The following is a 21335-nucleotide window of genomic DNA, read 5'->3' on the forward strand; positions in this document are numbered from 1 at the left end:
GCACTGTATAAGGATTTCCGCATATTAAAAAAGCCCTTCTGAAACCAGAAGGGCTTTTTTAATATTCATGAACAGCTTCCGCCGCCTGCTTGTACCTGTGAACCTGTCTCACCTCGAAGGACATCGCCTTCGGTTGATTCAATAATCAGGTCCGTCACCTTATTCGATACCTGTGATGAGACCATTTGTAAAAGATCATTTACATCCACTTGGGATTGTTTGAATTCTTGCACGATCGGAAGTTCGTCCAATTGTTTTTCCAGTGCATCAATTTTGGCCTGCACTTGACTGTATGCTTTCTCTTTGCCGTAATGTTGGAAGTTTACAGCCTGTTTTTGCAAACTCTTGATGCTGGCGATCATTTCACGGATTTTTTGATTTTCATTGATGTGAGCTTCTGCCCGTTTAAAGAAATCGACTTCTTCCGTGCTGGCAATCATTTCAGCAAGCTCGGCCGCTTTATTCAGAATGTCATCTTTAGTATATTTAGTCATATTACTCCACCTCAATCGCCGTTGCTTCTTCAACCATATCCCCATTTAATGACCATGTTTTCGTTCCGGTGATTTTCACTTTTACGATTTTGCCAATAGCGGATTTTGGTCCTTTGAAGTTCACGAGCTTATTTTTCGTTGTATAACCTGCTAATACTTCCGCATTCTTCTTGCTTTCGCCTTCAACGAGCACTTCAACAATCTGTCCATCATACTCTTTCATTTTCAATGCGCACGTTTCATTTACAAGGGCATTCAAGCGTTGCAGACGTTCCTTTTTCACTTCCATCGGTACATTATCCTGCATTTTCGCAGCCGGTGTTCCCTCACGTGGTGAATAGATGTAAGTATATGCTGCATCGAAACCAACTTCACGGTATAATGACATCGTTTCTTCAAAGTGCTCTTCCGTTTCATTCGGATAACCTACAATAATGTCCGTGGTTAGCGATGCACTTGGGATAGCTTCCTTGATTTTTTTAACTAGCTCTAAATATTGTTCGCGTGTATACTTACGGGCCATGATTTTAAGTGTTTCCGTACTTCCCGATTGAACTGGAAGATGGATATGGTCAACGAGATTTCCGCCTTTAGCCAGTACTTCAATCAAATGATCATCAAAATCACGGGGGTGGCTTGTCGTAAAACGAATACGCGGAATGTCGATTTTGCGGATTTCATCCATCAAATCGCCGAAACGATAATCGATATCCGTAAAATCTTTACCGTAAGCATTCACATTCTGTCCAAGCAGGGTTATTTCCTTGTAACCCTGTGCCGCTAAATGACGGACTTCCTGGATGATATCTCCAGGCCTGCGGCTTCTTTCTTTCCCTCTCGTATACGGTACGATGCAGTATGTACAAAACTTATCGCAGCCATACATGATATTGACCCATGCCTTGGTTTTTCCTTTACGCACTTTCGGAAGGTTCTCGATTACATCACCTTCTTTAGACCAAACCTCGATGACCATTTCCTTGGAAAGATAAGCTTCATTAAGAATTTGCGGCAGGCGGTGGATGTTATGCGTTCCGAAAATCATATCTACAAAATGGTGCTTCTCTAGAATCCGCTTTACAACTGTCTCCTCTTGTGACATACAGCCGCAAACCCCAAGCAATAGATCCGGCTTTTCCAATTTCAATGATTTTAAATGCCCCAATTCACCGAACACTTTATTCTCTGCGCCTTCCCGAATCGCACAAGTGTTAAGTAAAATGACGTTAGCATCATCCACCGAGTCTGTCGCCTGATAACCAAGTGCCATAAAGATGCCCGCCATGACTTCTGTATCATGTTCGTTCATTTGACAGCCAAAAGTGCGAATGTAAAACTTTTTACCTTCTCCCATTCCGCGGAAGCCTTCAGGAATGGCAAAGTCATCATGATATTCTACTTCTTCTTTTCCCCGCTTTTTCGCATCCTTTAAGGAAGGCGGAATATAAACGGCTTGAAAGTACTTACTGAAGTCCTTTTCGGATTTTTTGTCCGCTGGATTCTCAGCCTGTACTTGTTGTGATTCTAATCGTTGTTTCTCGTTCATAGTTAATCTCCTTTCAAAATAGTTAGTTTATTTCTTTCACCAACTATTTCAAGACCTATCATCAAATGGATTTATACGGATTCCTTTTTAAGAATTTCCAGTAAATATTAGCTATTAAGTGTGATATATCCACATTATCATAGTATAAAGCTTTTAACAGCAAGAAACAATCATTCTGTCGTGGCTTCTTCAATTGTAAGAAATTTTTCACAAATATTGAAAATAAGAACATGAAAGAAGAGGCTATGACGAATTTAGCCTCTTCTTATCATTTTTGGATGACGATTTCCCCTTTCATGATTTTTCAAATGCAGAGCATGCAATTTCCACCTTTTTAGGTGTTCAAGGTATAAGGAGAACCTTACCACACTGGCCTTTGATCATCAGTTCAAATCCCTTTTCAAAATCACTGAGTGAGAAGCGATGGGTAATCATTGGTTTTACATCAACCTTGCCACTTTCAAGCAGACTTGAAACCTGTTGCCAGGTTGAAAACATCTTCCTTCCAGTTATCCCTTGGACAGTAAGACCCTTGAATACGATATCCTCTGTTATATTAATCGTGACGGGCTTAGAAGGCAGACTTAGAATGGATATTCTTCCACCATTGGTCGCCATCTTGAACCCTTGTTGGATAGCTGCTGGATTCCCGCTCATTTCACAAACAACATCCACCCCGTCCCCACTTGTAATGCTTTTCGTGATTTCCACTGGATCCTGATTCATTGAATGAATGAGGTGTGTGGCACCCATCTTTTTTGCTAGCTGAAGTCGATAATCATTAATATCAAGAGCGATTACTTTATCAGCACCTGCGGCCTTTGCTACAGCAATCGCCATAAGCCCAATTGGACCACAACCGATTATTGCCACCGTTTTACCCAGCACCTCGCCAGCTAGCACTGAATGGACGGCATTCCCCATCGGTTCTTGGATGGTAGCTATATCGAGTGGCATATCACTTGGATTTTTCCATAAATTCTTGGCTGGCAGAGCTATGTACTCTGCAAAGCACCCTTGTTTATCCACACCGATAATGTTTGTTTTTTTACAGATATGGAATTGTCCGGTTAAGCATTGCCTGCATGTACCGCAAACTATATGTGTTTCGGCAGATACACAATCACCAACTGAAACATTACTGACACTTGCTCCTATCTCGATTACTTCCCCTGCAAATTCGTGCCCAAATACGTATGGCGGGCTCACCCTTCCTTGTGACCATTCATCCCAGGTGAAAATATGAATATCCGTTCCGCAGATCGAGGTCATCTTCACTCGAATCAAGACCTCGTCATCACGAATGTCCGGTATATCGACAACTAGTAATTGTGCCCCATAACCTCGGTGATGTTTGACGATCGCTTTCATTTTACCTCTCAACATGTACATTCCCCCTGAAATAGGGCTGTGCTTTTTCATCTACCTTAATATGTAAAGATATGAAAAATCAATCACAAAAATACCATAATCACTTTTGTACCGGCCTTTTCACATTAATAATGATGATTTTTAGGCATTCGTACATTTTTGTTAAATGGGTCATGTTTCTATAGCATCTTGTCCGCTCTCGAATAAGATATCTTGTACAACAAAAAACAAAAACAATGAAGGAGTGACTTATATGTCATGTGGATGCAATAATCATGATCGGGATCGCGATCGGGATAGAGATCGGGACAGAGATAACAAGAGAATCGCAGACGATTTTTGTCGTGCTGTGAGGGGCTGCAATAGGCGCGACCGCGACCGGGATCGGGACCACGATCGGGATAGAGATCGGGACCGCGATCGGGATAGAGATCGGGACCGCCATCACAATTGTTGCCGTAGAAGGAATCGTTGCAATTTCTTCGGATTCTAATTTAGAGAGTATAGTGATTCTCTCTACTTGAGCTTTCCATTTAGTCATAAAAAAGGTTCACCCCGTCTTAAGGGGTGAACCTTTTAACTTTTACATAAATTCAGCAACAAGCTTATCAAAGTGCGCTTGATCCAGTGTCAAATCTGATTTGTTTAGCGCTTTTTCGGCATACCCTGGCACTAATTCCTGGTACGAAGGGCGTGAAGAGTCTTGATAAATGATCCCTGTCACAAGGCTGTCATGCTGCATCAAAGTCTGCATGGCCTGTTCTTTATTTGATGAATCATAGCCTTCAATCGTGTTCAATTTAGTTAAGTTTTGTTTAAACCAATCATACGTATTGATCTTATTATATGTTACGCAAGGAGAGAAAACATTGATAAAGGAGAACCCTTTATGGTTTATCCCTGCTTCAATGATCGCCGTCAGGTCTTTCAAGTCAGTGGAAAAGCTTTGGGCCACAAACGTAGCGCCAGCTGACAATGCTAATTCCATAGGTGAAACAGCCTGTTCTATTGATCCTTCTGGAGTGGATTTCGTTTTAAATCCAGCAGCTGATCTAGGGGAAGTCTGGCCTTTAGTCAATCCATAAATTTGGTTATCCATGACAATATACGTAATGTCGATATTGCGGCGGATCGCATGGATGGTGTGTCCCATCCCGATTGCAAAACCATCTCCGTCACCGCCTGAAGCTATAACGGTCAATTCACGGTTGGCCATTTTTACTCCTTGGGCAATTGGCAGTGAGCGCCCATGGATGCCGTGGAAACCATATGACTTGATGTAACCGGATATACGCCCTGAACAGCCGATACCGGAAACAACGGCCAAATTCTCCGGCTCCAATCCCACATTGGCTGCCGCACGCTGCATGGCAGCCTGAACGGAGAAATCTCCGCAGCCAGGACACCAGTTTGGTTTTACATCATTCCGAAATTCTTTAAACGTTGCCATATTCGAACATCTCCTTGCATTGTGTGTGAATTTCATGCGGGAGGAATGGGTTGCCATCATATTTTAGGATGCTTTTTATTTTATTAACATGTCCGACATTCATCTTGATAATATTAGCCAATTGTCCAGTCGCATTATTTTCAATAACTACTACTTTCTTAGCACTTTGCACCAATGAAAGGACTTCATCAGCTGGGAAAGGATGAATCAAGCGGATTTGCGCATGATTCACTTTCATTCCGTCCGTTTCTAAACGGCCGATCGCTTCATCAATCGTCCCGCGTGTTGAGTTAAAACCAAGAATTAATAAATCCGCTTCTTCATGCGGTGTGTTTTTGTATACTGGTGTTTGGAATGTGTTAGTTAAATTATTCAGCTTACGCATCCGTTTATCCATTTGCACTTTGCGATTCAAGGCCGTCTCGGAAGGTCTGCCCGTTTCATCATGTTCAACACCCGTAACATGGTGAATTCCATTTTTCATACCAGGCACTACCCGTGGTGAGACTCCGTCTTCCGTTACTTCATAACGCTTGAAGTAAGATTTGTTTTCTGGCTCTTCAATTTCAAAGTCAACCAATTTTCCGCGTCTTATCTCCACTTTGCCGTAATCAAGCGGCTGAACCGTCTGTTTACCTAATGATAGCTGTAAGTCGGATAAAACGATAACCGGACATTGATATTCCTCTGCAAGGTTGAATGCTTCTGCCGTATCATAAAAAGCTTCCTCAACAGTACTCGGAGCCATGACGATTTTAGGTATTTCACCATGTGTACCATAAATCATGGCCATTAAATCGGATTGCTCCTGTTTTGTAGGAAGTCCCGTAGATGGACCGCCACGTTGAGTATCGACGATGACAATTGGCGTTTCGGTAATGCCCGCTAAACCAATCGCCTCCATTTTCAAGGAAAGCCCAGGTCCAGCTGAAGCTGTGATGGCACGTACACCGCCATAGTTCGCACCGATAGCCATTGTGGCTGCCGCGATTTCATCTTCAGTCTGTATGACCGTCCCGCCAAATTGAGGAAGTTTCTTAATTAAGTATTCCATGATTTCCGAAGCCGGAGTAATCGGGTAAGCTGCCATGAAGCGGCAACCTCCTGCAACTGCGCCTAAAGCGATAGCATCGTTTCCGATCATGAACATTCGTTTCTGGCCGTCTGCCTTTTCCAGCTCCATCGCGCCCAGTTTTTCTCCAAGCAACACTTCCATTGCCTTATAGCCTGCAGTAATGGCATCCATATTCTTCTTAACGATTTCTTCACCTTTACGGCCGAATATTTCATCAACCACATCGTTGAATACGGAGATTTCCATTCCGAGAACAGCACATGTTGCACCGATGGCAACCATATTTTTCATTAATGATGTTCCTAATTCGGCTGCTATTTCCGTAAAAGGAACAATATATAATTCTGCCTTTGTATCTTCTGGGCAGACAGGTTTGAATTTTGCATCTGCAATTATGATGCCACCCTCATGTAATTCTTTATAATTGACGTCAATTGTTTCTTGGTCAAAAGCAACTAAGATGTCTAAATCATCAGAGATAGCACGAGTTTCCGTAGTACTTACACGAATTTTGTTATTCGTGTGTCCACCCTTGATTCGGGATGAGAAATGACGGTAGCCATACAAGTAATAACCTAAGCGATTGAGGGCAATACAGAATATTTCTCCTGTACTTTCAATACCTTCACCTTGTTGTCCGCCAACTTTCCATGAAAGTTGATTGATCATGTCTTACACTCCTTTAGGACGTTCGTATATAAATGCATTTAACCGCACCTCTCTTAGAACATTCAACTATGTATAATTATCGTTCTAATTTAGGAAAGGTGTACTAAACGCTTTCAATTCTATCGGTTAAATCATCAAATTGCAACCTTTTTGCTTTTATTTTTTATATTTTCAGAATATTTATTCATATCTATATAGTAAGAATTGAAAATCACTTAAGATATTTCCTTTTCAAGCGGAAAATTACGAGTGAAATTATCAAAAAGGAGACCTTTTACAAACTCACTGGAATAAAGCCTGTTCAATTCATTTATTAAGTTATGATAATCCTTATATGACGTTAACTTCTCTACCATATGATCGATTCCATCGAAGTCGGACCCTAATCCAATTTGTCTTTCCCCGCCCAAACTGCATATATGCTCTATATGTTTCAAGATATCCTTTATCGTAACCGGGCCATTTGCTAGAAATTGCGGGACAAAGGTTACTCCGATCACCCCATTTTTCTGTAAAAGGGCTTTTATCTGCCCGTCCTTTAAATTTCGCGGATGCGGACAAAGTTGATAAGCATTCGAATGGGAGGCGATCGGGAATTTCGCCAACTTTAGGGTGTCCCAAAATCCAGCTTCAGATAAATGGGATAAATCACACCAAATTGACTTCTCATTCAGTAGCGCGACCACTTCCGTTCCAAATCCTGTCAAGCCTCCCCCTCTTGTTTCCATTGCCCCATCCGCTACCAAGTTAGCGTGATTCCAAGTCAAACCTACGGAGGATACTCCAAGATGAATAAGGGTTTTCAGTTTCAACAAATCATTTCCTATGCAATCGCACCCCTCCAAAGTTAGCATTGCACCGATTTCCTTTTCTTTTAAAGATTCGATATCTGCCTTGGTCTTTATAAATTTCATTTCCGGCTCCGACAAAATCTTTTCATGAAAAATATCCACCATCGCCAAAGCCGCTTGAAATCTCATATCAGGGTGGACTTTTTCAGGTATATATATGGCAAAACATTGGACTTTTCCCCCTTCGTCCAATAAACCCCGCTTTGTTATATGTAATTTATCACTATTTGTAAAAGAAATATCCGGATCGATGAACATCTTCATCAGCACATCACAATGTGCATCAAAAATCTCCAATGTAATCCCCCTTCCTGTACTTTTTTATGATTATATATACCATTATAAAGCGACACGGGCCTTTCGTCATTTGGAATTCACGACAAAAAAGAGCCTGCTCGCCATCCGACAAACAGGACACCCAAACTTGCAATTATCTTGGTTCAATGATTAGTTTTATTGCCGTTCTCTCTTCGCCATCAATAAGTATATCTGTAAAGGCAGGAATACAAATCAAGTCAACTCCACTAGGTGCGACAAACCCTCTTGCGATTGCTACTGCCTTGACGGCTTGATTTAACGCACCTGCACCGATTGCTTGAATTTCGGCTGCTCCTCTTTCCCTGAGCACTCCCGCTAGTGCGCCTGCTACAGAATTAGGATTAGATTTTGCTGAAACTTTTAATATTTCCATTCCTAGTCCTCCTTGTTTTCCCTGCCGATTCTAACTTGGCTCAATAGTTATAACACTTTCCACTGCTACTATATTCATCAAGTAAAACTTGTATGACAAAGAAAACCGGGATTGTACACCATTTATTAAAGAATGGAAAAACGGATGGCAGTTTGACTGTCCATCCGTTCGAATCAATGGTAAAAGGGATGATCTTCGTTAATCAGGATCCTTTCTATCTTCTTTGCCTTGCCAGTTTTCTCATCAATTTCAAGGAGAACCCCGCTTAATAGGGTACGTCCCTCTTTTGGGACTTCGAAACGAACTGGAAGGCTGGTCAGGAACCGATGGATGACTGCCTCTCTTTCCATACCAAGGATGCCATCATATGGTCCTGTCATGCCTACATCTGATATGTAAGCGGTGCCTGCAGGTAATATACGGTTATCGGCTGTCTGGACGTGTGTGTGTGTACCAACGACTGCTGTAACCTTACCATCCAGGAACCAACCCATGGCTTGCTTTTCACTTGTCGCTTCACCATGAAAATCGACAAAGATGATCGGTGTCTTTTTTCGAGCCTCCGCCACTAGTTCTTCCGCCTTTTTGAACGGACAATCCAAATCCGGCATGAACGTTCTCGCTTGCAAATTGATGACCGCTATTTCATGTTGGTTCAATTTTAAAAATTTCATACCTTCTCCGGGTACCCCGTCTGGAAAGTTTGCTGGACGGACAAGATATTTCGCTTCATCAATAAAGTTGAAAATATCACGATTATCCCATGTATGGTTTCCCATGGTCACTGCCTGCGCTCCCCACTCTAAAAAACTGCGGTAAATCTTTTCTGTAATCCCCCGGCCACTTGCTGCATTCTCGCCATTGATGACCGTGATATGCGGACGATACTTTTCTTTTAACTTAGGAAGGTATTCTTGGATCATGTCACGACCTGGAGATCCCACTACATCCCCTATAAATAGCAATTTCATTGTAAAACCCTTTCTGGATTCACCTGATTATATGAATTATTCAAGTATGTATTGTAACATAATTGGGGGTAATTATAAGAATTATGCTTAACGATTCATATCGGAAAAAGAAAAAACGAAGTGGTTTGCACCACTTCGTCTTTCACTAACAATTATTTGGCATATTCGACTGCTCTTGTTTCACGGATGACCGTGACTTTTATATGACCTGGGTAATCGAGCTCTTCTTCAATCCTTTTCCGGATATCACGTGCGAGTCGATGTGCCGAAAGGTCATCGATTTGTTCTGGTTTCACTAGAATCCGCACTTCTCGTCCGGCTTGAATCGCAAAAGATTTCTCCACTCCATCATAGGACTCGGAAATTTCCTCAAGCTTTTCAAGTCTTCTAATGTAATTTTCAAGCGTTTCACTTCTTGCTCCCGGTCTTGCAGCTGATAATGCATCAGCGGCAGCCACAAGCACTGAAATGATGGAAGTTGGTTCCGTATCGCCATGATGTGAAGCGATGCTGTTAATGACAGTTGGATGCTCTTTATATTTGGTTGCTAATTCAACGCCAATTTCAACGTGACTGCCTTCCACTTCATGATCGATCGCTTTCCCAATATCATGCAATAAACCTGCACGGCGGGCAAGAACTTCATCCTCACCGAGCTCAGCGGCCAGTAAACCTGAAAGCTGGGCCACTTCAATTGAATGTTTAAGTACGTTTTGCCCATAACTGGTACGGAATTTCAAACGTCCTAGTATTTTGATGAGATCTGGATGGAGACCGTGAACTCCAACTTCAAAAGTAGTCTGTTCACCAATTTCACGAATATGTTCATCTACCTCACGTCTTGCTTTGTCAACCATTTCTTCAATGCGAGCCGGATGGATCCGTCCGTCCTGAACAAGTTTCTCAAGAGCCAAGCGTGCCGTTTCCCGTCTAATTGGATCGAATCCAGATAAAATGACAGCTTCAGGAGTATCATCAATAATAAGGTCAATACCTGTTAGCGTTTCTAACGTCCGGATATTTCGTCCTTCACGTCCGATTATCCGTCCTTTCATTTCATCGTTTGGAAGATTTACTACAGAAACGGTGGTCTCTGCAACATGATCAGCCGCACAACGCTGAATGGCAAGAGAAAGGACTTCTTTTGCTTTTTTATCAGCTTCTTCTTTGGCACGGGTATCACTTTCTTTAATCATAAGCGCTACATCGTGAGCAAGCTCGTTTTCCATTCGGTCTATAATGATTGCTTTAGCCTCTTCACGAGTTAAACCGGAAACACGTTCAAGCTCTGTTTGCTGCTTACGAACCATCTCTTCCACTTTGCTTTCCATCTCTTCAATATGCTGTTGTCTTTGGTTTAGAGAATCTTCTTTTTTCTCCAAAAGGCTCTCACGTTTGTCTAACGTTTCATCCTTACGGTCCAGATTCTCTTCTCTTTGCAATAACCGATTTTCTTGTTTTTGTAATTCGTTCCTTCTTTCACGGGCTTCCCGATCCGAATCGGCACGAACTTTATGAATTTCATCTTTTGCTTCCAACAAGGCTTCTTTCTTAAGTGCTTCCGCTTCACGTTTTGCATCCTCAAGGATGTGTTCTGCAGAGCCCTTTGCCCCTGCTATTCTACTCTCAAATTTTGATTTGTGAATAAAATAACCAACAACTGCACCGACGATTAGGCCAAGCAAAGTGAAGATGATTGTCATGGGTTCCATCGTTTCACCTCCCCTTGCTATGAACTTTTTACATAAAATGTTGAACTGTCGGCAAGTACATTGCACATAAATTCAATATACAGCACTTAATTTTCAAAATTTTAGTTTGAAAAATTGTAAAATATACATATTAATTGTATAGTTGAGAATTTTTATTGTCAAGCGTTTGTCCCTTATGTATCAATGTTTATTCAAGTTTTCTTAATATCAACCATCATAATGTACAGCATTCATTATGGAAGCAGTCTGTAAATCTGATTACAATGCCATTTAATCCACTGAAAATTTCGCATTTTTCTTAAAATATACATAAAAGGCCTAAGCGAATAAGCTTAGGCCTTTTCCAAATATCATTAATCAAGCAATTCAAAATGCTCTTCTGTTTCATTTTCTTCTGGTGGTAATTCATGCTCTCCATCAAGATTATAGTGATCTCTGATTTTCTGAGAAATTTCCTGAGCGATATCCTGATTTTCTTTCAGGAAAAGCTTCGCATTTTCACGGCCTTGTCCGACACGCTCTTCATTGTATGAATACCATGAGCCGCTTTTAAGGACGATATCAAGGTCTGCACCCATATCGATGATTTCACCTTCCTGTGAAATCCCTTGACCATACATGATGTCAACTTCTGCTTGGCGGAATGGTGGAGCAACCTTGTTTTTTACAACTTTGATTTTCGTTTTATTACCCACGATTTCATTCCCTTGTTTTAATTGCTCCGCACGGCGCACTTCCAGACGAACAGTTGAATAGAACTTCAATGCCCGGCCTCCCGGAGTCGTTTCTGGATTCCCAAACATAACACCGATTTTTTCACGGACTTGGTTAATGAAAATGGCAATGGTATTTGATTTATTAATGGAACCAGACAGTTTTCTAAGTGCCTGAGACATCATCCGGGCTTGGAGACCCATATGGGAATCTCCCATTTCGCCTTCGATTTCAGCTTTTGGTACAAGTGCCGCCACCGAGTCAATGACAATGATATCTACCGCTCCGCTTCGAACTAGCGCTTCAGCGATCTCTAAGGCTTGTTCACCCGTATCAGGCTGTGAAAGCAGTAACTCATCGATATTCACACCAAGTTTTTCTGAATATGCTGGATCTAAAGCATGCTCGGCATCAATGAATGCAGCCGTCCCGCCAGTCTTTTGTACCTCTGCAATGGCATGTAATGCTACAGTCGTTTTACCGGAGCTTTCAGGTCCATATATCTCAATGACCCGGCCTCTTGGATATCCGCCTACTCCCAACGCTACGTCCAATGCTAAAGAACCGCTTGAAATCGTTGAAATCCTACGATCAGTCTGTTCCCCAAGTTTCATAATCGAACCTTTACCAAATTGTTTCTCAATTTGTTTTAACGCCATATCTAAAGCCGCTTGACGATCACTCACTTAATTTCCTCCTCTATATTCAACTAATCGGCTGTCCGATTAAAGGTGTACTTACGTTAGCAATTATTCGAGTTCAAGGTTTGTACCCTGTCTCAAAACCTATCTTTACTATATACTCTTTTTACTATTTTGCCAAGCAAAAAGTCGAACATTCATTCGTTTTTTTCTTTCGGGATATTCTTTGTAAAAAAGCGTTTTAGCTTAAGGAAATTTCCATTTCGCTTCACTTACTCCCTAAAAAATACATTTTTATTGAATTAACTTTTTTCTTTTTTCCCTATTTTTCAAGAAACAAACTTCTAAAACCAAATAAAAAGCAGAGCTGTATTAAAGCTCTGCTTATGGCGTTTATAAATCCCTTAATAGGTAATGACAGCCGTATTTCACACTCCGAATACGGTTTTGCGCCCTGCTACCGGAAAGATTCAACTCCTTGAAATGAGTGTTTCCATCGCGATAGGAAATGCCAATAAATACTGTACCAACAGGCTTGCCTTCTTGTTCATCCGGCCCTGCAACACCCGTAAAGCTTATGCCTACATCCGCATCGAGCTTACTCCGGACATTAGAGGCCATTTCCATTGCACACTCACCGCTGACCACCCCATACTCAGATATGGTATCATCACTGACGCCGAGGACATTGGACTTCGCATCATTCGTATAGCAGACCATTCCGCCCTTAAAGACTTTACCGGCGCCCGGGATGGTTGTCAGCTGTTCTTGGAACATCCCCCCGGTCAAGCTTTCAGCTGCCGCGATTGAAAGCTTGCGGACCGTTAATTCTTTTACAAGTTCCTTTATTAGCGAAGTATTATCACTTCCATAATGGAACTTGCCGACCCTGCCAAGAATTTCTTTTTCCGTTTCTAAAATAAGTTCTTCGCATTTTTCTTTGGAAGGGCCTTTGGCGGTGATCCTTAACGTCACTTCCCCTTCGGCTGCCAGCGGAGCGATTGTCGGATTCGTTTGATTGACAAGGAGATCTTCAATCACCGTTTCCAGTTCGGCTTCACCTATACCGTAGAACCGTAAAACCTTGGAATCGATCCGTTCATGCTTTTCCAATTTATTCATGATCTTTTCATAACCATAACTTAAAAACATCGGCTCCATTTCACTTGGTGGACCAGGCAGGAGCATATATGTAATCCCGGATTTGGACAAAACCATTCCTGGGGCCATGCCATGATCGTTTGCCAACACTTCACTGCCTTCTAAGACAAGGGCCTGCTTTTTGTTGTTTTCCGTCATCGGCCGTTCCCGTTTTTGGAAGTAAGCTTCAATGGATTGCAAAGCTTCATCATTAAAAACGAGCTTTTTCCCGATATGGCGAGCAATCGTTTCTTTCGTTAAGTCATCTTTGGTAGGCCCAAGCCCACCGGTAAAAACAATCAAGTTCGCCCTCGATTCAGCGATTTCTATAGCTTGTTGTAATCGACGGTCGTTATCCCCGACCACAGTATGGTAAAAAACGTTGATCCCCATTTCCGCAAACTGCTGCGATAAGAATCTTCCATTAGTGTTATTGATTTGACCTAAAAGAAGCTCTGAGCCCACTGCAATGATTTCTGCATCCATCTTTTCAAAACCACCATTCGTTTTTACTTTGAATTAACAAACACTTCTTTGTTTTTTATAAAATAATCCAAACCTGACCAGATTGTAAAGATTAATGCAATCCATAATGCGATATTGGCAAATGGAAGTGAAATGAGGGCAAATGGAAGGTTATGCAGCAATAAAGCCGAAATAGAAACAATTTGTGCCCATGTTTTAATTTTACCTAGCTGGTTCGCTGCAACCACTTCCCCTGTACCCGCTAACACCAAACGCAATCCAGTGACTGCAAACTCGCGACTTATGATCACGATGGCAATCCAAGATTGACCGTACATTAAATCCAGATCAACCAAAACGATTAAGGCAGCCGAAACAAGAAGTTTATCTGCCAATGGATCTAAAAATTTCCCTAAATCAGTAATCATATTATATTTTCTGGCAAAATGGCCATCGATCCAATCCGTAGTGGAAGCGATTATAAAGAGGATGGCTCCAGCCAGGTGTGCCACTGGCAAACTGTATTCTCCCCAAGTCAGAGTCCCCCATGAAAAAGGAACGAGCATGATGATTAAAAATACTGGTATTAAACAGATTCTTGCTACTGTAATCTTATTAGGCAGATTCAAAACTTTTACCTCCAAAATTTACGCCTGCCATTCGGGCCTGCGTCTTAGATCTAAAATAATGCTTATATGTATAATTTAACTCAAAATCCAATCTTATATGCCGAGTGGACCATTTCCCGCCGCCTTACCATTAAATAGAGCAAAAATAGTCATCTATAAGATGACTATTCGGCTTTCGTAAATTGTATCGTAACCAATTGCGTATTCACTTCAGTCGGTGAAATGGAATACTCCAGCTTCTCATCATTCACATAAATCTCTGTTTCATATGCCCTGCCTATATTGATGACAGCTTCTTTTTCATTGGTGAAATCAATTTCCTGGCTTTTGTCCTTTTCGATAGTGCCTTGGAAAAGTAATTTACCTTCACCATTTTTTATGCCGACCCATGGTGAGCCTTTGGAGGTCACCTTTAATTTAAAAGTATCGGTATTTTTTAATTCATACGTACTATTTTTACCGCTGGAACTTGTGACGGCAAGATTTTGCTCTTTCTCTTCATCTTTGACTGCTGTATCATCTTCATTCTTCTTTTCAGATGAATCTGATTTTTCTTCATTCTGTTTTTGGTCTGCATTCTCTTCTTCTTTGTTAAACTCTTCACTTTTATTGTAACCCACGGCATCGCTTTGTTTCGCGTCCTTTTTGTCCTCGTTATCCGGATTACTCATATAGTTCAATACCAGAACCCAAATCAATACGGCCGCACCAATGACTAAAACCGCAGCCAAGATCTTCGGTAACAATTCCACTACCTTTGAATCTCCTGCCGGAATGGTTTTCCGGGATTGGACCCGTGAAAGCTGTTCTGGCAATTCCTCACTATAGACCGATGGTATTTCACTCTTATATTGTTCGAAAATCTCTTCTGAATCCAGTCCGACCGCTTCACAATATTGCTTTATGAATGCCCGTACATAGAACTTTCCTGGCATCATACTGTAATTTCCCTCTTCAATGCCAATGAGGTAACGCTTTTGGATCTTCGTTAATTCCTGCAAATCTTCTAGGCTAAGACCTTTGGCTTCCCTAGCTTCCTTTAATCGATTACCCAACTCAGTCAAATAAAACACCTGCCATTTTAAAAGTCAAAGGAACCAAAATCGGACCCTGAAAACTGGTCTTTTTGGTCGACAACTTCATATGTTATTTCTTCTTCAGGATTGTTTCGCAATTCAATAATATAATCAAAGTCTTCGAGGGTATACTCCGTATTTTGGACAAAAACATCCGGATGTTCGATTACTTTGACAGCATCAAGCCTCATTATTTCACGAATCAACTGCCAATGACGCTCATTTGCACGGCGAGTGGAAACAATTCCATCTAAAATGAACAAATTATCATTATTATATTCATCCTCAATAAGCTGGCTGCGGATAGTCTGCTTTAAAAGGGTCGAGGACACAAACAACCATCTCTTATTAGCACAAACACTCGATGCCACGATAGATTCAGTTTTTCCGACACGGGGCATCCCTCGGATCCCGATCAATTTATGACCTTCCTGTTTAAATAGCTCGGCCAGGAAATCGACAAGCAAGCCTAGTTCATCACGAACAAACCTAAAAGTGTTTTTCTCATCGGCATCGCGCTGAATATAGCGTCCATGCCTGACTGCGAGGCGATCACGTAATTTAGGTTCCCTAAGCTTAATGACCTTTATCGTATCCATCGTACGGAGAATTGACTCGAATCTTTCTATATTACGGCTGTCTTTGGCCAACAAAAGTAACCCACGCCTGCCTTCATCGACCCCGTTAATGGTGATGATATTAATGGAAAGCATACCCAGAAGGGATGAAATATCCCCTAATAAACCAGGACGGTTGACTTGAATTTCATATTCAAAATACCATTCTTTATTATCCACGATAACACTCCTTAAGCCTAAAAGCTTTTACCCTAATCATGGGCAAAAAACTTATCCATCATAAATTTCAAGGTCTGAACACTTTAATATTAATTGTCTAGCTTCTATAATATAGCATTTCGTGATAAGTTAAAAGGAAAAACCCTATAAAAGTATTCATTTTTATATAAGAGGACAAATAGTCATCCCCCTCGAATCCAAAAGGCCCTGTTAATTAATAACAGGGCCTTTTGGATTGATATTTTACTTCGTTCCATTGTTCTCGACTAACTTGACCATGACACTTGCCATGGCATGTTTTTCTTGATCGCTTGCCACTGACCAAAGATCAGCAAGCACTTTCTCTTGATCATTCTGGGGCTCAACCTGATTAGCTAGGTAATCACCGATTTCGTAAGCCAAGTTGGTAACAGCGCCTTCTGACAAGCCTTGTTGTTCACCTTGATGTAATCTGTCGCCTAAGAAGTTTTTCCATTGATCCCAATTGTCCAGTACAGACATGAATGGTCACCCTTTCCTTCAAAATAGTACAAAGATATTTTGTGAAGAAATTGAGGAAATTATTCATGTCTTTAAAAAAAATCATGTGTACCATCCGCCATTTACGCCTAAAATCTGCCCGGTTATATAGGACGACTTGTCGGAAAGCAAATAGTATACGGCCTCCGCGACCTCTTTGGAATGCCCCATCCTGCCCATCGGGATATCGCCTTTGATGATTTCCAGATCTTCTGCACTGAAGGATTCGAGCATGGAAGTGGAAATCGCACCGGGGGCAACGGCATTCACCCGGATTCCATTAAGCGATACTTCTTTGCTAAGCGCCTTGATAAAAGCATTTTGACTGCCTTTGACCATTGAATATAATACTTCACAAGATGCACCTGTCTGCCCCCAAATTGATGTGACGGCAACGATGGCAGCCTGTTCTTGGTACATAAGCTTTGGAAGCAGTTCCTTTGTTAATTGGAAAGGGCTCGTTACATGCAGCTGAACCATTTCAGTAACGATAGTCTCATCCATATCAGATATAAGCCCATAATAGCTATTGCCACTATTAAGGACGATTGCATGAAGGGCAAAAATATTTTCCGCCAATTTCTTATAGCCGTCCGGTGCAGCCAAATCCGCTTGTATCGGAATAAGTTCGACTTGATGAGGCTTCAGTTCTTCAATCAGGGCAAGTATCGCTTCCTCATTGCTGTTATAATGTAAATAAAGTGAGTAATTCTCCTCGGCGAGCTTTATAGCGATTTCCCTGCCGATTCCTCCACTGGCTCCTGTAATAAGGGCAAAACGTTTCCCCACTTTCACGCCCCCTTTATATTATTTCGGAAGTACCTGACAGACTGTCATCCGTTCATCGGATATTAAGTCCTTGGCGACCTCCCTGATATCTTCGATAGTTAGTTTTTCCAATACCGATACAACATCGAACAAGTTCATATCATTGAATGCATATCTGGTGAATTGATTCGCTATATATTCCGGCGAATTCAAGGAACGAAGGAAAGAACCGATTTTTTTCTTGATAGTCCTTTGCAGGCTTTCTTCATTCAGGCCGGTTCCGGCTTTTGATTTTTGCAGGATACCGAATAAAGACTCCATCAACTCATCAGGTTTGGCACTGTCCCCGCCAATTAACGCAAACCCAAAACCTTGTTCCTGTGTGTAATCATATGAGAAGCTTTGATCGATCAACCCTTCCTCATACAGCTCCTCATGCAAAGGCGAACTTTTGCCAAACAGCATTTCCAAATAAATATTGGTCGCCAATTCCCTTTTCAAAAGCTGTAAACCGGATTGGTTTACATTGATGGCCTTGATGCCCAGCATCACTTTTGGTGTCTGGACATTCATCCTTAAGACTTCCTTATCCTTGGCAACGATTTCCGGCTCTTCGTCAAATTTACGTTCCACTGCTGGTTGTTCGTTGTACCCTTTATCATTTTGGTTATCCCGAATCAGTTTCATGGTACTTTCGACATCTACCGGTCCTACAACAAATAGGAGCATGTTGCTAGGATGGTAAAACGTATTATAACATTCATAAAGCATATCTTTCGTAATACCTGCAATCGATTCCACAGTACCGGCAATATCGATTTTCACTGGATGCTGATGATACATATTGGCAATCGTCCCAAAATATAACCGCCAGTCTGAATTATCATCATACATGTTGATTTCCTGCCCAATGATTCCTTTTTCCTTTTCTACCGTCTTTTCCGAAAAGTAAGGGTCCTGGACAAAGTCAATTAAGGTAGTAAGATTCCTCTCGAAATCAGACGTGCTGGAAAATAAATAAGCTGTACGGGTGAAAGAGGTAAAGGCATTTGCAGATGCTCCCTGCTTTGAAAATTGCTGAAAAACATCACCATCTTCCTTTTCAAATAGCTTATGTTCAAGAAAATGGGCAATCCCATCTGGTACTTTAGAGAATTCCGTTTCATTCAATGGTTTGAAATGGTTGTCGATTGAACCATAATTCGTCGTGAAAGTCGCAAATGATTTATTGAACCCGCTTTTCGGAAGAATATATACTTCAAGACCATTATCCATTTTTTCATGGAAAAGCTCTTCTTTCAATTGAGTGAATGCTATTTTTTCCATTACCCTTGCACCTCCGCTTCCGTTAGGAAATAAATCGTATCAAGCTGGATCTTTTGACCAACTGCAATGATTTCTTCCTTTGTCGTCCGCTCTGTTTTTGCAAACCACTCGTCGAGTGATATATCCTGCCCGGAAATCACATTATGATATAAAATTTCCACAAGCCCTCTCGAAACGTCAATGGTTTCAAGGAGCTGGTTCTTAACGACCGCCTTTGTCTGTGCAAGTTCTTCATCGGAAAAGTTACCTTGCTTCATTTCCTTCATTTGTGCATGAATGATATCCAATGCCTGCTTGTAGTTGGCATTTTCAATGCCGGCCATGACCATCAATAGTCCTTTATGACTTTCAAGCCTTGAAGCTGCATAATAAGCAAGGCTGGCTTTCTCCCTGACATTAATGAAAAGTTTTGAATGTGAAAAGCCACCAAAAATCCCATTGAAAAGCTGAAGAGCATAATAATCCGGATCACCGTATGCAACTTGGGTTCGATAACCGATATTCAATTTCCCTTGTTTTACATCCGAATTCTCGATGATTTCTTTTTCCTTCTCCACTGCCTTGCCCGTATCCCTCGGCAGTCTAACAGGCTCACGTTCTTGCAACGACACATACTTGTCAGCCAGTGCCTCCACTTCCGATCCATCGATGTCGCCGATTACATATAAATCGATTTCATCTTCCGACAGCATTTTTTTATAGTAGGCGAATAGGGACTTTGGAGTTATCGTTTCCAAGTCTTGAAGATTACCGCTCGCTTCTAAAGCATATGGTTCGTTTTTGCACATTTCCTCTACTAGACGTGTAGCTGAATATCGCATTTTGTCATCGGAAATGGATTGAATCCGCTGTTTTAAGGAGCGGATTTCATTGGAAACCGTTTTAGAGTCAAAGGCTTCGCCGTTTTTCTTCGGATTGAAGATCACCTCTGATAACAACCCAAAAGCCTTTTCGAGAAGCGGGGTTGAATCACTAAGGAATTTTTCATTGACGATATCAATCGTAAAACTTATGATTTGATATTCTCCTTTTTTAGCTACATCGACATAAAACCCTGCTCCATATAAATCATCAAGATAAGATCGAAGCTCGGGTGTTGTAGGATATTTACTTGTATTGCTTTGTAACACATATGGCAGCAGTGCACGATATGTAACGTCCTCTTTTGTCAAAGCGGCCTTCATCTTCAGCACGAGAGTATTCGTTTTATATTTATCCGTCCGGACCACATGAAGCTTGTAGCCGCTTTTTTCCGTAATTGTATCGGAAGCAATAGACATGAATAATCCTCCTCATTATATAAATCACCTTTATTAGCTTATTGTTTGTAGTTTGGAACCCTTTTAAACATCTACTTAAAATATACATGTGAAAGGAAAAATCATGCAAGTTACAGCTACTTTTTTTGTTTTTTCACCAGCTCACCATCATTTATGGCTCAATCTCTAAAGAAAAAACCGGCCAGCACAGTTTGCTGACCGGTTAGACACTTATCTTTTCCCTTTGATGTATGGCTGTCCGGATGCTTTTGGAGCATCAGCACGTCCAATGAAACCAGTTAGCGCAATGATCGTCAGAACATATGGAGCGATCAAGAGGTAAACTGATGGAATATCCTTGAAGAAGGGAAGGCTCGAGCCAACGATACTTAAACTTTGAGCCAAACCAAAGAATAAAGCTGCTCCCATTGCCCCGATCGGGTGCCACTTACCAAAAATCATGGCGGCAATGGCCATGAAACCTTGACCATTAATTGTCACATGATTGAATTCATTTGAAAAGATGGTAGCATAAATCGCTCCGCCGATCCCTCCAAAAGCACCTGATAATAAAACGGCGGCATATCGGATTTTCGTAACATTGACACCCATCGTATCAGCAGCCATGGGATGTTCTCCCACTGCACGAATCCTTAACCCGAATGGTGTTTTATAAAGAACATACCAAACGACAAAAGATATGAGAATCGCTATATATACGATGTAATAACCATTTGCGAAAAAGATGGGCCCAATAAATGGAATATCACTTAATAACGGAACATCAATCCTTGGGAATGTTTCTGTGATTCTATCAGTTTGACCTTTGTCAAAAATCAGCTTCACCAAAAACATGGTCAGACCTACTGCCAACAAGTTGATGGCAACCCCACTAACCGTTTGGTCCGCCCTGAACGTAATGCATGCCACAGCGTGCAGAATGGAAAACAGCAAGCCGGCAATCATTGCCGCTAAGACTGCGAGCCAAGGAGTCCATTCCCCAAATACATCAGCAAACATTAAGTTAAAAACAATCCCTGTAAAGGCACCAATGACCATCAAACCTTCTAAACCGATGTTTATGACACCAGCCCGTTCAGAAAACACTCCTCCAAGTGAAGTAAAAATAAGTGGAGCAGCTAGAGCTATCATAGATGGAATAATAATTTGT

At 41.4% G+C, this 21335-nt stretch carries 20 protein-coding genes; all 20 read right to left on the reverse strand.

Going from position 1 to position 21335, the window contains the following annotated elements:
* Positions 1-65 precede the first annotated feature (65 nt).
* The 20 genes from AC1DVB_RS10470 to AC1DVB_RS10565 all read right to left on the reverse strand — a co-directional run bounded on the left by AC1DVB_RS10470 (position 66) and on the right by AC1DVB_RS10565 (position 21316).
* A complete protein-coding gene (locus AC1DVB_RS10470; RefSeq protein ID WP_034313499.1) occupies positions 66-494 on the reverse strand; it encodes a YlbF/YmcA family competence regulator in 429 nt (142 codons plus the stop codon).
* 1 nt (position 495) lies between these two features.
* Positions 496-2040, reverse strand: a complete 1545-nt coding sequence (gene miaB, locus AC1DVB_RS10475) for a tRNA (N6-isopentenyl adenosine(37)-C2)-methylthiotransferase MiaB (protein ID WP_048684706.1) — start codon at positions 2038-2040, stop codon at positions 496-498.
* Between the two features lie 342 nt (positions 2041-2382).
* The gene (gene tdh, locus AC1DVB_RS10480) at positions 2383-3423 is read right to left on the reverse strand and encodes an L-threonine 3-dehydrogenase (RefSeq protein ID WP_057278477.1); all 1041 of its coding nucleotides are present in this window, start codon (positions 3421-3423) and stop codon (positions 2383-2385) included.
* A 244-nt stretch (positions 3424-3667) separates the two neighbouring features.
* Positions 3668-3952, reverse strand: coding sequence for a hypothetical protein (locus AC1DVB_RS10485; RefSeq protein WP_477589185.1), 285 nt, complete (start codon positions 3950-3952; stop codon positions 3668-3670).
* 42 nt (positions 3953-3994) lie between these two features.
* A complete protein-coding gene (locus tag AC1DVB_RS10490; protein WP_057278380.1) occupies positions 3995-4861 on the reverse strand; it encodes a 2-oxoacid:ferredoxin oxidoreductase subunit beta in 867 nt (288 codons plus the stop codon).
* Positions 4848-6605: a 2-oxoacid:acceptor oxidoreductase subunit alpha gene (locus AC1DVB_RS10495; protein WP_057278381.1), complete on the reverse strand. Its 1758-nt coding sequence runs from the start codon at positions 6603-6605 to the stop codon at positions 4848-4850. Before AC1DVB_RS10495 ends, AC1DVB_RS10490 begins: the two co-directional genes overlap by 14 nt.
* A 215-nt stretch (positions 6606-6820) precedes the next feature.
* A complete protein-coding gene (locus tag AC1DVB_RS10500; protein WP_082609415.1) occupies positions 6821-7753 on the reverse strand; it encodes a dipeptidase in 933 nt (310 codons plus the stop codon).
* 133 nt (positions 7754-7886) lie between these two features.
* Entirely contained in the window at positions 7887-8147 is a 261-nt protein-coding gene (spoVS, locus tag AC1DVB_RS10505; RefSeq protein ID WP_029281188.1) for a stage V sporulation protein SpoVS, read from the reverse strand.
* A gap of 173 nt (positions 8148-8320) precedes the next feature.
* Positions 8321-9118, reverse strand: a complete 798-nt coding sequence (locus AC1DVB_RS10510; protein ID WP_095678835.1) for a TIGR00282 family metallophosphoesterase — start codon at positions 9116-9118, stop codon at positions 8321-8323.
* A gap of 152 nt (positions 9119-9270) precedes the next feature.
* Entirely contained in the window at positions 9271-10830 is a 1560-nt protein-coding gene (gene rny / locus AC1DVB_RS10515) for a ribonuclease Y (RefSeq protein ID WP_057278383.1), read from the reverse strand.
* 353 nt (positions 10831-11183) lie between these two features.
* On the reverse strand, positions 11184-12230 hold the full coding sequence (gene recA / locus AC1DVB_RS10520) for a recombinase RecA (protein WP_034313522.1): 1047 nt from the start codon (positions 12228-12230) through the stop codon (positions 11184-11186).
* Positions 12231-12578: 348 nt separating this feature from the next.
* Complete coding sequence (locus AC1DVB_RS10525; RefSeq protein ID WP_057278384.1) at positions 12579-13811, reverse strand: competence/damage-inducible protein A; 1233 nt, start codon at positions 13809-13811, stop codon at positions 12579-12581.
* A 23-nt stretch (positions 13812-13834) separates the two neighbouring features.
* Positions 13835-14419 (reverse strand): CDP-diacylglycerol--glycerol-3-phosphate 3-phosphatidyltransferase, encoded by a 585-nt coding sequence (gene pgsA, locus AC1DVB_RS10530; RefSeq protein ID WP_034313524.1) that lies wholly within the window; start codon positions 14417-14419, stop codon positions 13835-13837.
* 164 nt (positions 14420-14583) lie between these two features.
* Entirely contained in the window at positions 14584-15483 is a 900-nt protein-coding gene (locus tag AC1DVB_RS10535) for a helix-turn-helix domain-containing protein (RefSeq protein ID WP_057278385.1), read from the reverse strand.
* A 17-nt stretch (positions 15484-15500) separates the two neighbouring features.
* The gene (locus tag AC1DVB_RS10540) at positions 15501-16292 is read right to left on the reverse strand and encodes a DUF3388 domain-containing protein (RefSeq protein WP_034313530.1); all 792 of its coding nucleotides are present in this window, start codon (positions 16290-16292) and stop codon (positions 15501-15503) included.
* 243 nt (positions 16293-16535) lie between these two features.
* On the reverse strand, positions 16536-16793 hold the full coding sequence (locus tag AC1DVB_RS10545) for a DUF3243 domain-containing protein (protein ID WP_057278386.1): 258 nt from the start codon (positions 16791-16793) through the stop codon (positions 16536-16538).
* Positions 16794-16874: 81 nt separating this feature from the next.
* Positions 16875-17600 carry an elongation factor P 5-aminopentanone reductase gene (gene ymfI, locus AC1DVB_RS10550; RefSeq protein ID WP_048684725.1) on the reverse strand — a complete coding sequence of 242 codons (726 nt, stop codon included), beginning with the start codon at positions 17598-17600 and terminating at the stop codon, positions 16875-16877.
* An 18-nt stretch (positions 17601-17618) separates the two neighbouring features.
* On the reverse strand, positions 17619-18905 hold the full coding sequence (gene yfmH / locus AC1DVB_RS10555; RefSeq protein WP_057278387.1) for an EF-P 5-aminopentanol modification-associated protein YfmH: 1287 nt from the start codon (positions 18903-18905) through the stop codon (positions 17619-17621).
* Positions 18905-20185, reverse strand: coding sequence for an EF-P 5-aminopentanol modification-associated protein YfmF (gene yfmF, locus AC1DVB_RS10560; RefSeq protein WP_477589190.1), 1281 nt, complete (start codon positions 20183-20185; stop codon positions 18905-18907). Before yfmF ends, yfmH begins: the two co-directional genes overlap by 1 nt.
* A 210-nt stretch (positions 20186-20395) precedes the next feature.
* Complete coding sequence (locus AC1DVB_RS10565; RefSeq protein ID WP_477589197.1) at positions 20396-21316, reverse strand: ABC transporter permease; 921 nt, start codon at positions 21314-21316, stop codon at positions 20396-20398.
* Positions 21317-21335: the final 19 nt, after the last annotated feature.

The organism is Peribacillus sp. P4_D6 (assembly GCF_056401795.1).